Source organism: Chitinilyticum litopenaei DSM 21440 (assembly GCF_000428145.1).
In the GTDB taxonomy this organism is placed as follows: domain Bacteria; phylum Pseudomonadota; class Gammaproteobacteria; order Burkholderiales; family Chitinibacteraceae; genus Chitinilyticum; species Chitinilyticum litopenaei.
This window is the reverse complement of sequence record NZ_ATZJ01000064.1, coordinates 1-12,156: the sequence shown is the minus strand read 5'-3', so window position 1 is coordinate 12,156 and position 12,156 is coordinate 1. Positions and strand designations below refer to the sequence as shown.

Here is a 12,156-nt window from a genome sequence, read left to right as displayed (position 1 = left end):
TGGCGCAAGCCGGCAACGCCGGCTTCGAGGAAACGGCGTCGCCACAACATGATGGTGGGCGCGGTTGTGCGCAATTGCAGGGCGATTTCCTTACTGGGAACGCCTTCGGCGGTCATGAGGATGATGCGGGCGCGCAGCGCCTGCTTTTGTGGTGTCGAGCCGCGGCGAACCCAGGTTGTCAATTCTTGGAGATCGGCCTCGGAGAGTGAAAGGGTCATTGGTCGTCGCATGTAAACAATGACCTAATAAGTAAAGATTTGTTCCGCCCTATGCACTAGCAGGTAGCTGCAAGGCGCCGACAAAAAAGGGCAGGCTGCACCAAACCGTCGTGGCGATGAGTTTCAGTGTGATGGGCATGGCAGGTGTGACTCCCGGATGAGTGAGCAAGCCGTTGGCTGTTGGCACAGAAAATGGTCGATGGTTGTAAATTCGCACGTTTACTTGCCTTGCCGGATGTGGAACAGCGTGCCGGTTTCAGGTTGCAGCAACAGAAATGCATCGAGTCTGGTCGAGTAGCTGTAAAGCGAACCGGGGCTGTCGAGCGCAGCGGAAAATTGCTGCTGGCTTTGCGGTGTGAATTCACAACTGGCGTAGATCAGCCTGGTTTTCAGCGAAGTTCCGTCTTTCAGCGACACAGGGATCGGAGTCTCTTGCCATGGCTCAAATCGGCTGCTGTGGCTGCTCTCGCCTGCGCGCAGGGGCTTGTAGTTTGTCCGGTAAATCGCTGATGTGCAGTTGCCAAGCATACTGCTGTTTACTTCCAGCGTTGATGCGATCGGTATGTTTGCTGACAGGTCGTTTATGAGCGGTTTTTCACCTGACGGCAGAATGATGAATTGAACGCCCAGAACTGCTGCGGCGATGACTGCCAGGCTAGTCAAAGCGGTTTTTTTCAGCATGGATAAGGCTCGCGCAATGAGGGCATCCGGATTTTCTGCAGATTCGCGCCGGATGAAATCGGCAACAGGAACTGCCATTCGGCAAGGGCGCCTGCTGCCCCTTGCCGATTCCTGGCCTTGGCGCAGGATCAGCGCCAGCTGCTGACCACGTCACCGACGAACACCACTTCCACCTGGCCGTTCCTGCCCTTCCACACGCGGGTGATTTCCTTTTTGCCCAGCAGCGCCAGCGGGTTGATCTTGAAGCCGTCGGCGGCGCGGCCGAACAGTTTTTCCACCTCGTCCAGGCTCATGCCGGCGCGCAGGCTGCCAGTGCTGCGTGAGGTATCGGCGACGGCCTGTTTGCCCTTGCCAGCCGATGCCACGGTCACGCAGGGAGTGCGCTCCAGCGCCCAGCGTTCGCCGCTCTGGCTAAGGCTCACCTGATCCTTGTGCAGCTTGCCGCTGGTGCTGTTGCGGCAGCTGATTTCAAGCTGGGCCTGTTGCGGCGACAACCACGCTACGCCGACAATGGTCACGTCGCCATTGCCTTGCCCGCGTTGCTCTTCCGGCACATCAGCGGGGATGATGAGCTCGCTGTCCTTCACCTCACCGCGCATGCCACGGGCCGGGAGCCGGCTGATGGCGATGGAGTCGGTGATGCTGCAGCTATCCATGCCACAGTTGCGGCTGCTGACGACCCACTGCCGGTCGGGCGATACCGCATGGGCTGGCAGCTGACCGTAAACATGTCCCAGCTGGCCGGCGTTCGGGTCCAGCAGGGTATAGCCCACGCTCGGCCATTCCGGGTTGTCCTCAAAAAAACTCACCTGATGCAGCCCCGTTGCCGGATCAAAGCCGGCGTAGGTATAAACCGAATCGCCTTCTTCGCTCTTGCTGTTCTTGAACACCGCCTTTTTGCCATTGGCCAGGAACACGGTCAGCGTCTTGCCCTTGCGGCTGAAGTTGGGGCTGCCGGCCTTGCTCAGGCATTTTTCCAGATCGAAATCGCCATTCTTGTCCGGTACGGCCGTGCCGCCCTGAGCGGCCAGCAGGCATTGCGGCGGTGTCGCCTGCGGCTCGGCCGCGTGCGCGTTGGCCAGCAGCAGCGCCGGCAGGGAGAGAGTCAGCAGTTTCAGTTTCATGCGGGGGCGATCCAGGGTCGAGTCAGGTTGAATGGCCGGGTTTGCCTGGCCGCAGGCCGAACAGGGCAGGGCAAGCCGTGCTTCTAGGCTGCCGAGAAACACGGCGGCAGGCATAGACTGAGCAGGATTATGAGGGAAATGAAATGCTGGCGTCAGTGAGCGACGGCACACAGGCTGCAGAGATGCGGCGCCGCCATGGCGAAGGGAGTGGGGCAAGGCCTTGCAGGCAGACGGTGTTTCGGTCGACTGGCCTGCATCCCATCGCAGCTGGTGGCCTTGCCGGGCGGGCTGGGACGGCGCGTTGCCATGGCTTCTGGCGATTGCGCGAAAAGGCTGCAATCTTTCCGGATTGCAGCCTTTTCTTGAGCTGGCTACCCATCAGCTTGGGCGGTGAATGCCGCTGTCAGCGGATGACTGCCAAACTGGTTTCCTGACGATGTCTCTGCTTCAGAAGCGTCATTCCCGCGTACGCGGGAATCCAGATGACGGTTGTGAAATCAAGCTTTGCTCTGGATGCCCGCCTGCGCGGGCATGACGAAAAGGGTTTCTGAAAGAGAGACATGATCGGGGCTGGTTTTGCCCTTAATTGCCACGATAGGTCGAGAAGCCGTACGGGCTCAGCAGCAGCGGAATGTGGTAGTGCGGCACCGCGGCATCGACATTGAAAATCACCGGAATTTCCGGGAAGAAGGTGGACGCATTCTGCCTGGCAAACCACTCGCCAGTCTGGAAGGTCACGCGATATACGCCTTTTTCCAGCTTCTTGTCGTTCGGGTACAGGGCGGTGATGCGGCCTTGCTCGTTGGTCGTGGCGCTGTTGAGCACCGCCCAGTTTTTACCGTCCTGCTTTTCCAGCTTGACCGTGACGCCAGCCGACGGCAGGCCATCCTGCAGGTTGAGCACATGCACGCTGAGCGGGTTCGTGGCGGCCATGGCCAGGGTGGAAAGGCCGCTGAAAATGGCGCCGGCCAGCAGCGATTTGAATTTGGTCATGATTGCTTCCTCTCGGTTTGGTGGGGGGGTAAAACTTGTTCAATGGCCTTGAGTGCGCAGCTTTCATCCTGCACTGCGCCGCCAGCACCACCGACACCGATGGCGCCGATGATGTCCTTGCCGCTGAATACCGGCACACCGCCGCCAATCAGCAACAGGCTGTCCACCGTTGCCAGATTGATCGAGTCCGGTGTGCTGCGCGCCCGCTCGGCCAGCAAGCGGGTGGGTGTCCTGGTCGACAGGGCGGTAAAGGCTTTGCGCTGGGCGGCCTCGGTGTTGTGCGGGCCAACCTGATCATCGCGCTGCACGGCCAGCAGATTGCCGCCGCGATCCACCACGGTGACGACCGCAGAGCGGTTTTCGGCATGGCAGGCGGCCAGGGTCGCGTTGATCAATTGATTTGCCAGCGCCAGCGACATGTTTTTCTGCTGCAGGATCTGCTCGCTTGCCGCGGCATTGACAGAAGCAAAAGCGGCGCAAGCGATCAGCCCTGCAAGGGGCCAGAGTGTCGGTCGGGTTTTCATCAGCGAATCCTGCTGCGTTGTCGGATGTCGCCATCTTGCCCAAGGCGCCCCGTCAAACCGATTGCCTGGAGATGACATATTTGTAATGTGCCGGCACAGCACTTCGGCCTATGCTGGCAGCGCTGTTCAAGCGCTATCGAATGCGGGTCAGAAACAATGCGAATCCTGGTGGTGGAAGACGAAATCAAGGCGGCAGACTATTTGCGCAAGGGTCTGGGCGAGGCGGGCTTTGTCGTGGACATTGCCCTCAACGGCTTTGATGGCCAGCATCTGATCCAGGAGCATGAATTCGACCTCGTCATCCTGGATGTGATGTTGCCGGGGCTGGATGGCTGGCAGCTGCTGCAGATCCTGCGCCGCAAATCGGCAACGCCGGTGCTGTTTCTGACTGCGCGCGACGCGGTCGAGGACAGGGTGAAGGGGCTGGAGCTGGGCGCCGACGATTATCTGATCAAGCCGTTTTCCTATGCGGAACTGCTGGCGCGCGTGCGCACCCTGTTGCGGCGCGGCCCGCCCAGGGAAACGGAATTCTTCGAAGTGGCCGATCTGCAGCTTGATCTGCTGAAGCGCCGCGTTACCCGCCAGGGCGAACGCATCAGCCTGACCAACAAGGAATTCGCCCTGCTGCATCTGCTGATCAGCCGCGAAGGCGAGGTGTTGTCGCGCACCCTGATTGCCTCGCGGGTCTGGAACATGAACTTTGACAGCGACACCAATGTGGTCGATGTGGCCATCCGGCGCTTGCGCGCCAAGATCGACGACCCCTATCCGGTGAAGCTGATCCACACCCTGCGCGGCATGGGCTATTGCCTGGAGGTGCAGGCATGAGGCGCTGGCCAGCCCAGCTCAGCGTGCAGCTGGCCGCGCTGTTTGCCTTGGTCAGCGTGGTGCTGTTTGGCGCGATCGGCATTTATCTCTACCAGTCGCTGCAGCAGGAAATTGTCTGGCGCGACGATCAGGCCCTGAAAGGGCGGATTGAGCGCATTCGCGCCATCATGGACGACGGCGGCGACATCGATGCCCTGGGGCGGCGCCCGCAGCTTTATGAAAACATGCTGGGCAATCGCGACAATGTGCTGTGGGTGTTGAATGAGCAGGGCCGGGCGATCATTGAAGTGAATGTCCAGCAACTGCCCATTCCGCATGTGCCGCAGCAAGCGGCAACCCGCCTGCTGGACTGGTCCGGCTCATCCCCCGCGCGCCTCGCCGTGCAGACGGTCGAGCTTGGCGCGCAGCGCTACACCCTCATTGCCGGCAAGCTGCTGGCCGAGCGCGAGCAAATGCTCAATGCCTACGCACTCCGGGTGGGCTTTGCCGTGCTGATCGGCGCAGTGCTGGCATTTGCCCTGGGCTGGCTGGTGAGCTACCGGGGCTTGCAGCCGGTGCGGCAGCTGGCTGCACAGGCGGCAAGCATCGATGTGCAGCATCTGGATCAGCGGCTTGCCCATTTCGGCCAGCATCACGAGCTGAAAACGCTGACGGAAGCACTCAACCAGATGCTAGTCCGTCTGGAAAACGGCTTTCTGCAGCTCTCGCGCTTTTCCGAAGATCTGGCGCATGAAATGCGCACCCCGCTCAACAATCTGATGGGCCAGACCAGCCTGGCACTGCAGCAGGAGCGCTCGCCGGATGACTACCAGAACCTGCTGATCTCCAACCAGGAAGAATACGAACGCCTGGCCCGCATGGTGGACAATATGCTCTTCCTCGCGCGCGCCGAGCAGGCCAATGCCTCGATCAGGCCGCAGCGGATAGCGCTGCACGATCTGGTCGGGCAGCTGTGCGAGTATTTCGAGGGCATGGCCGAGGAACGCCAGATCACCCTGATCAACGAAGCCAGCCATCCGCTCTGGGCCGAACCCGATCTGCTGCGGCGGGCCCTGGCCAATCTGCTGGCCAATGCCCTGCGCTATGGCGACGCAGGCAAGCCCATCGTCATCGCCAGCCGGCAGGCCGGCGAGCGCATCGAAGTCAGCGTCGTGAACGAGGGGCCGATGATTGCCCCGGAAAAGATCGGCTTTGTTTTCGAGCGTTTCTATCGCTGCGACCCGTCCAGAAATCAGGCGGGCGACTCGGGCGGGCTGGGGCTCGCCATCGTGCGCTCCATCATGCAGCTGCATCGCGGCAGTGCACGGGTGAGCAGCAATGCGCAGCAGACCTGTTTCACCCTGGTTTTTCCGGACCGCCAGGACGGGTGATGGCGGCGGAATGCCCCGACGTGCGCCAGCCTTGCCGGGCGGCATGACGGGCGTCGCGCTCAGCTATCCATGAACACCGGCACGCCTTGGATGCCCGCCTGCGTCGCCGCGAACACGAAGCGCTTGAACTGCGCCGTACAGGCATCGTCGCCGGGCTGCGGCAGGTTGTCCGGTTGCGCGCGGTATTCGAATTCGTCGTCCAGATAGCCAAGGAAAAAGCCCAGCATCTTCGCGTGCACCGGCTGCAGGTGGCCGACGGGAATGATCATGTGCAGGATCTGGCTGGACGAAATCACCGTCTTGCGCGCGAAAAAAAACAATTCGGGGGGCGGGCGAATTATCCGAAAAATGAGTTAGCTCATCCGCCCCATCCACAGATTTTAACAGGCAGGTGAGTATATGATGTTGGAGAAATCATATTCATCTCGGCCATCGATAATGCCTTCTAAGAATGAGTTAACGTCAGGTGATATGGCAACAAGGGTTTCTTCCTTTTTGAGGATGTCCGACATGCTTGCCTTGTTGTTTTCTGCGTAACTTCCTAGTTCTCTTGTGACTCCGCGGAGTACTTGTCTCGTTATTGGTTCTAGTGTTTTTGACATTTCTTCGATTGTTTTTATCGAGTTATTGTTCACCTTGAGATCGTTAATGTTGTATTGTCTTTTGATGAATGGCTCAAGGCATCTTCCTATGGAGGCTTGTAGAAAGTTTTTAAAGCTAAAGTGGTTAAATAAATTGAGTTGTTCTGTTTCCATTTTTGTTCGTGTTTCTTTGTTTTGTAGCGTGTTTTTGATGTTATCTATCGATCTTGAGAAGCAAAATGCTAAAAGAACATGGCGTGCGCTTTTGTCATAGAATGCGCGCTTGTATATTTCGGCGCTCTCGAATATTGAGTTTTTGCTTCGGTTAGAGTCTTGCAGGCTTCCGTTGAATGCAAGTACTGGCTGAGCCACTTTTTCAATGCCAATCTCAGCTGTTGCTGCGTCGAATCCTCTTTTTAAACTGTACTCAAAGCCTAGTTTCTTGAATTGATCTTTTAAGTTTTTCTGGGTTTCGTCGTTTGCGTATTGATCCCATGTGGTGATTTTGTTTTGTGTATTATTGTACTTGACGATTTCTTCGATCTTTTCTGGGTTTTTGCAGACTACTACGCGGCACATTACTTTTACGTCAGGGATTCCAATGTTTGAATCTATGCTTCCTAGTGATCCAGTAGTTTGTGCGCCATTAATGATGGATATTCCGTGAAGGTAGTTTTCTTTTTTTCGCCCCGCCTTCTCTTCGGTTATCTGTGTTGTAATTAATGTTATTCCGTTGTTGAAGACCCAGAAGTCAGGCGCCTGCTTTTCTGCTGTATTTTTAATTCCAGAGTTAATTTTTTTCCTCTTGTTGACTCCGAGGAATCCGCGGTAATTTGCGGAAAATAACTTGTCATCGTGCTGCTTAAATAGGTCTCGGAGCCACTCGCCTTTGATGTTGAATATGTATGCATCCCAGTCTGTATTTTGAATGTAACCGATCCTTTCTCCATCGATTTTTATTTTATGTTTTATTAGTATTTGTGACGATCTTTCCATGTATAGAGACTCGATTTCAGTTATGCCGAGCTCTTTGCAGGTTACGCTGATCCCTTTGTCAAGAAATAATTTTTGTGCATTTCTTTCGCAGGTTTCTAGTTCTTGCTTTGTGTTGATAGATTCGGGTAGGTTGTGAATGTAGATCAACTCAATATGTTCGATTTCATCTTGTTCAATTAAATCCCGGCAGTCGGATATACGTTCTTTGAGTCGTTGGTTGATCGTTTGGCACTTCATGTCGCCAGAGGCTAGCCATGCTACTGCTGTGTTTATGTCTGAAGCTTTTTTTGAAGGTGCTTTGTCACCATTTTTTTTTGTGTAATATCCTTGAACAATAACGATTTTTTGACCTGTTTTGTCGATTTCTAGAAAATCTATGCTTTTGTCATTGCCACCATCAGTAAGTGCCCGTGAAGATAATGCATCTAAGTCTGGTTCATCAAGGTACAATCCTAGAGCCCAAAGGATATATGCGTTGTCGCCATGGCTCTCAATTAATTTATGTTGCTTATTAAATTCAGCTTTATGATGAATTATCGCATTCATAAGTAAAATCCTTTTTCTTGTTTAGCTATGTTGATAGTTTTTTCGGTAACGAATGACTCTTACCGTTCGTCGGATGATGTTGATCATAAGCCTATCTCTGGGATTGATGTCAGTTCCGTGCGGGCAAGGTGTGGGATTTTTGCCGCGTTGCAGGGCTTGCCACTGAGGTAGGTTTTGGTGCACAGGGTATGTGTCGTTAGGTAATGAATCTGGCTGGGTTTGGGTCAATACATGCAAGTGTATTGCTTTGCCAGTTACCTGCCCGTTTGCTGCTCCGGCACGGCCATACCCAGCCCACCTGCCAGCCTTGCTACACTGCCCCCTTCCACCTTTGCCGGGAGCTGCCCATGTCCGAATCGAAAACCCCGCCGTCCGGTGGCTGGGGGGCCTTGAAGGCGACGCTGGCGAGCATTCAGCCGGCCAATGCGGCGCGCGCGGTGATTGCGCTGGCCAATGCCAACCAGCCCGGCGGTTTTGATTGCCCCGGCTGTGCGTGGCCGGACAAGCCCGATACCCGGATCAATTTCTGCGAGAACGGCGCGAAGGCGATCAACCACGAGCTGGATCGCCGGCTGGCCGATGCGGCCTTCTTCGCGCGGCATACCGTTACCGAGATGCTGGGTTGGGACGATTACACGCTGGAGCAGCAGGGCCGGCTGGCTGAGCCGATGCGCTATGACGCGGCCAGCGACAAGTATCTTCCCATCGCCTGGGAGTGGGCCTTTGCGCTGGTGGGCGAGCATTTGCGCGCGGTCAGCCCGGACGAGGCGCATTTTTATACCTCCGGGCGCACCGGCAACGAGACGGCGTTTCTCTATCAACTCTTCGTGCGCCTCTATGGCAGCAACCATTTTCCCGATTGCTCGAACATGTGCCATGAGCCCAGCGGGCGCGCGCTTACCGCCAGCATCGGTGTGGGCAAGGGCACGGTGACGCTGGACGATTTCGAGCACGCCAGCGCGATTTTCCTGTTTGGCCAGAACCCGGCCACCAACCACCCGCGCATGCTGGGCACGTTGCGCGAGGCCGCCAAGCGCGGCTGCCAGATCGTGGTGATCAACCCGCTGCGCGAAGCCGGCCTGCTGCGCTTTCAGGACCCGCAGCAGCCGCTGGAAATGCTGACGAATGACGCGACCACGATCGCCAGCCACTATTTCCAGCCCAAGCTCGGCGGAGACCTCGCAATCGGTAAGGCACTGATCAAGGCCGTGCTGGAAGCCGGCGCGCACGACGAGGCGTTTATCGAGGCGCACACCGACGGCTTCACCGCGCTGGCCGAGGACGTGCTGGCCACCGGCTGGGATGCGCTGGTCGAGGCCAGCGGCCTCGCCCGTGAGCAGCTGGATGCGCTGTGCGCGCTGTATCTGGCCAGCGACGCCAGCATCTTCACCTGGGGCATGGGCATCACCCAGCACCGGCATGCGGTGGCGACGATCCAGATGCTGGTGAACGCGCTGCTGGTGAAGGGCAATCTGGGCAAGCCCGGCGCCGGCGCCTGCCCGGTGCGCGGGCATTCCAATGTGCAGGGCGACCGCACGATGGGCATCAACGAGCGCCCGAGCACTGCCTTTCTGGACCAGCTCGGCAAGGCGGCGGGCTTCACGCCGCCATCTGATCACGGCCGCAATGTGGTCGAGACGATTGCCGCGATGGAAGACGGGCGCGGCAAGGTGTTCATCGCGCTGGGCGGCAATTTCGCGGCGGCCACGCCGGATACGCCGCGTACCTGGGCGGGTTTGCGCCGCCAGAACCTCACCGTGCACATCACGACGAAGCTCAACCGCTCGCACCTGCTGCCGGGCCGCGACGCGCTGATCCTGCCCTGCCTGAGTCGCACCGAGAATGACGAAACCGCCGGCCGCGCGCAGCAGATCACGGTGGAAGATTCGATGAGCATGGTGCACCTCACGCGAGGGGTGAAGCCGCCAGCGTCGCCGCACTTGCTGTCCGAGCCGGCAATCGTCGCCGGCATCGCCCGCGCCACGCTCGCCAACAGCCCGGTCGATTTCGACGGACTGGTGGCCGATTACGACCGCATCCGGGATCTGATTGCGCAGGTCGTTCCGGGTTTTCAGGACTTCAACGCCCGCGTGCGCTCGCCCGGCGGCTTCTATCTGGGCAATAGCGCGCGCGAGCTGCGCTGGACAACAGTGGCGGGCAAGGCGCAGTTCAAGGTGCACGCGCTGCAGCCGGACGTGATTGCCGAAATGCAGGCGCTCACACCCAACAAGCTGCTGGCACTCGCCACCGTGCGCAGCCACGACCAGTACAACACCACCATCTACGCGCTGAACGACCGCTACCGCGGCATACGCAACGAGCGCCGCGTGCTGTTCGCCAATGCGGCCGACATTGCCGCGCTGGGGCTGGTAGCGGATCAGCGTGTTGACATCGTGTCGGTGTGGACCGACGGCGAGCGGCGCGTGGAAGATTTCCGCCTGCAGCCGCACGACATCCCGCGCGGCTGCCTCGCCGCCTATTTCCCGGAAACCAACCCGCTGGTGCCGCTGGATTATCACGACGTGGAAGCGATGACGCCGGCCAGCAAGGCGATACCGGTGTATCTGCTGGGAAAGTGAGCGCATGTTGGCGTAGGCGCGGAAAAGCGCAGCGCCTTCCGGCTGAGAGCGTGTTGCAGTCGGATGGCGCTGCGCTTATCCGACCTACGGGATTTTCAGTTGTAGGAGCGAGCTTGCTCGCGATCGGCAACGCTTCGCGAGCAAGCTCGCTCCTACGCCTGCTCAAGTTTCTGGCGGCCGGATTGATGGGCTGTCAATTCCGGCGCAGGCCGGAATCCAGCGGCAAAGCTTGTCTGGCCGCGCTCGGAATCCCGAATCCACCACAGAGGCACAGATAACCGCAATTCGCCGGAGGCCGTGGAGAGTCTGTTTATCCTGGCTTGCCTTTCCTCTGCGCCTCTGTGCTTAATGATCTTCCGCATTTGCCAATGCAGTCATGCCGGGTAAGTGCGAGGTGAATTCATGGGTATTGCTTTGTGGGTTAATAAATTGAAAGGCTGCATGCTGATGGCTTGGTGGGTATATGAAATCTGAGCCTTGTCGCGGCATCAAGCCCGCCCTCGCGCTGCGCCTGCAGCATGGCGAATCAGCGCCCGCCGACGAACTGCTGGCCGACGAGGCGCCGTTGGCGCTCCATTACAACGGCGTCGAGCAGCTGGTGACACTGTGCACGCCGACCAGTCTGGAAGAACTCGCCATCGGCTTCACGCTCAGCGAAGGCATCGTGCCGGCCTATCACCAGATCCTCGATATTGCGATCAGCCGCGAGGCCGACTGCTACCGCGCCGACATCCGCATCCCCGAGCAATACGCCGCGCAGCTGCGCGCGCAGGCACCACGGCTCACAAGCCGCACGAGCTGCGGGCTGTGCGGCAGCCGGCTGGAGCAGGTGCTGCGCCCCTTGCCGGTGGCCGGATCGAATCAATGCTTCCCCACCGATGCCATTCACGCCGGGCTGGCGCGCCTCGCCGAAAAGCAGACACTCAACCAGGCCTGCGGCGGCCTGCACGCGGCGGGCTGGCTGGGTGATTTCGATGACGGCCTGCTGGTGCGCGAGGACATCGGCCGGCACAACGCGCTCGACAAGCTGATCGGCGCGCTGGCCCCCGAGCGCGAGCGTGGCGATGGCGTGCTGCTGCTGACTTCGCGCGTGTCGCTGGAAATGCTGCAGAAGGCCGCGCGCGCGGCGATGCCGGTGGTGGTCGCCATTTCCGCGCCGACCGCGCTGGCGGTGGACTGGGCGCAGCAGGCCGGCATCACGCTGGCCGGCTTCGCCAGGCAGGGACGGATGACGGTGTACACGCACCCGCAGCGTATCGTGACCGTAGCATTGGGCTGACTTATACCCTTGCAGGGATAGACTTGGTGGCTTTTTGATGCATGGGCTGTGGATATATACCCTGCCTTTATGCTTCCTGATTAGGCAGCCTGCTCAGCAACTCGTCATGCCGGCGAAGGCCGGCATCCAGAGCGACGCTCGAACTGGCATTGCCACTGGATTCCGTATATGGACTCCTCCCGGTTTGCAAGCATTCCGCAGTTCTGGTCGCTGGATCGACTGCGCACGTATATCCGGCCTCTGCGTTGGGCTCAATCGCCCGGACCATGATGGGCTATTCGCGCGGCGGGTCCTTATCGGCTTAGCGTGCTTCGCGCACTGGGAATCCATCAGGTTTGCCCGCCGCCGGTTCGACCAATGGGCCATCACTGCTTCTGCGTTGCAATCGTGACGTTGACGTACTCGTGGCGTTGATCTTCCCTTGCGGGCCGGGTGAG

General features: G+C 58.7%; 11 protein-coding genes. 4 read left to right on the top strand and 7 right to left on the bottom strand.

Annotation, left to right across the window (positions count from 1 at the left end; genetic code table 11):
- The 5 genes from C515_RS0115970 to C515_RS0115950 all read right to left on the bottom strand — a co-directional run.
- Nucleotides 1–218, bottom strand: a 218-nt coding sequence (locus tag C515_RS0115970; protein ID WP_028456337.1) for a helix-turn-helix domain-containing protein, incomplete at its 3' end; no start/stop codon positions are given.
- 219 nt (nucleotides 219–437) lie between these two features.
- Nucleotides 438–977 (bottom strand): hypothetical protein, encoded by a 540-nt coding sequence (locus C515_RS23705; RefSeq protein ID WP_144290499.1) that lies wholly within the window; start codon nucleotides 975–977, stop codon nucleotides 438–440.
- Nucleotides 978–1,027: 50 nt separating this feature from the next.
- The gene (locus C515_RS0115960) at nucleotides 1,028–2,023 is read right to left on the bottom strand and encodes a hypothetical protein (protein ID WP_028456335.1); all 996 of its coding nucleotides are present in this window, start codon (nucleotides 2,021–2,023) and stop codon (nucleotides 1,028–1,030) included.
- 582 nt (nucleotides 2,024–2,605) lie between these two features.
- Complete coding sequence (gene uraH / locus C515_RS0115955; RefSeq protein ID WP_028456334.1) at nucleotides 2,606–3,016, bottom strand: hydroxyisourate hydrolase; 411 nt, start codon at nucleotides 3,014–3,016, stop codon at nucleotides 2,606–2,608.
- Nucleotides 3,013–3,540 (bottom strand): GlcG/HbpS family heme-binding protein, encoded by a 528-nt coding sequence (locus C515_RS0115950; RefSeq protein WP_028456333.1) that lies wholly within the window; start codon nucleotides 3,538–3,540, stop codon nucleotides 3,013–3,015. Before C515_RS0115950 ends, uraH begins: the two co-directional genes overlap by 4 nt.
- A gap of 156 nt (nucleotides 3,541–3,696) precedes the next feature.
- Between C515_RS0115950 and C515_RS0115945 the strand changes: the two genes are divergently transcribed.
- Both C515_RS0115945 and C515_RS0115940 read left to right on the top strand, forming a co-directional pair.
- A complete protein-coding gene (locus C515_RS0115945; protein ID WP_028456332.1) occupies nucleotides 3,697–4,368 on the top strand; it encodes a heavy metal response regulator transcription factor in 672 nt (223 codons plus the stop codon).
- A complete protein-coding gene (locus C515_RS0115940; RefSeq protein ID WP_028456331.1) occupies nucleotides 4,365–5,738 on the top strand; it encodes a heavy metal sensor histidine kinase in 1,374 nt (457 codons plus the stop codon). Before C515_RS0115945 ends, C515_RS0115940 begins: the two co-directional genes overlap by 4 nt.
- Before the next feature lie 59 nt (nucleotides 5,739–5,797).
- Here C515_RS0115940 and C515_RS0115935 read toward each other — a convergent pair whose 3' ends face one another.
- Together C515_RS0115935 and C515_RS21545 are read right to left on the bottom strand one after the other, a co-directional pair.
- Entirely contained in the window at nucleotides 5,798–6,007 is a 210-nt protein-coding gene (locus C515_RS0115935) for a hypothetical protein (protein ID WP_144290498.1), read from the bottom strand.
- 111 nt (nucleotides 6,008–6,118) lie between these two features.
- Nucleotides 6,119–7,861 (bottom strand): AIPR family protein, encoded by a 1,743-nt coding sequence (locus C515_RS21545; protein WP_081687003.1) that lies wholly within the window; start codon nucleotides 7,859–7,861, stop codon nucleotides 6,119–6,121.
- Nucleotides 7,862–8,208: 347 nt separating this feature from the next.
- Between C515_RS21545 and C515_RS0115925 the strand changes: the two genes are divergently transcribed.
- Entirely contained in the window at nucleotides 8,209–10,440 is a 2,232-nt protein-coding gene (locus C515_RS0115925; protein WP_043650054.1) for an FdhF/YdeP family oxidoreductase, read from the top strand.
- Nucleotides 10,441–10,903: 463 nt separating this feature from the next.
- A complete protein-coding gene (gene fdhD / locus C515_RS0115920) occupies nucleotides 10,904–11,719 on the top strand; it encodes a formate dehydrogenase accessory sulfurtransferase FdhD (RefSeq protein ID WP_028456328.1) in 816 nt (271 codons plus the stop codon).
- Nucleotides 11,720–12,156: the final 437 nt, after the last annotated feature.

What these genes read in the sequence shown, in the direction of transcription:
- C515_RS23705 (WP_144290499.1), bottom strand. Translation starts at nt 977, where the DNA reads ATGGCAGTTCCTGTTGCCGATTTCATCCGGCGCGAATCTGCAGAAAAT.
- C515_RS0115960 (WP_028456335.1), bottom strand. Translation starts at nt 2,023, where the DNA reads ATGAAACTGAAACTGCTGACTCTCTCCCTGCCGGCGCTGCTGCTGGCC.
- uraH (WP_028456334.1), bottom strand. Translation starts at nt 3,016, where the DNA reads ATGACCAAATTCAAATCGCTGCTGGCCGGCGCCATTTTCAGCGGCCTT.
- C515_RS0115950 (WP_028456333.1), bottom strand. Translation starts at nt 3,540, where the DNA reads ATGAAAACCCGACCGACACTCTGGCCCCTTGCAGGGCTGATCGCTTGC.
- C515_RS0115945 (WP_028456332.1), top strand. Translation starts at nt 3,697, where the DNA reads ATGCGAATCCTGGTGGTGGAAGACGAAATCAAGGCGGCAGACTATTTG.
- C515_RS0115940 (WP_028456331.1), top strand. Translation starts at nt 4,365, where the DNA reads ATGAGGCGCTGGCCAGCCCAGCTCAGCGTGCAGCTGGCCGCGCTGTTT.
- C515_RS0115935 (WP_144290498.1), bottom strand. Translation starts at nt 6,007, where the DNA reads ATGATCATTCCCGTCGGCCACCTGCAGCCGGTGCACGCGAAGATGCTG.
- C515_RS21545 (WP_081687003.1), bottom strand. Translation starts at nt 7,861, where the DNA reads ATGAATGCGATAATTCATCATAAAGCTGAATTTAATAAGCAACATAAA.
- C515_RS0115925 (WP_043650054.1), top strand. Translation starts at nt 8,209, where the DNA reads ATGTCCGAATCGAAAACCCCGCCGTCCGGTGGCTGGGGGGCCTTGAAG.
- fdhD (WP_028456328.1), top strand. Translation starts at nt 10,904, where the DNA reads ATGAAATCTGAGCCTTGTCGCGGCATCAAGCCCGCCCTCGCGCTGCGC.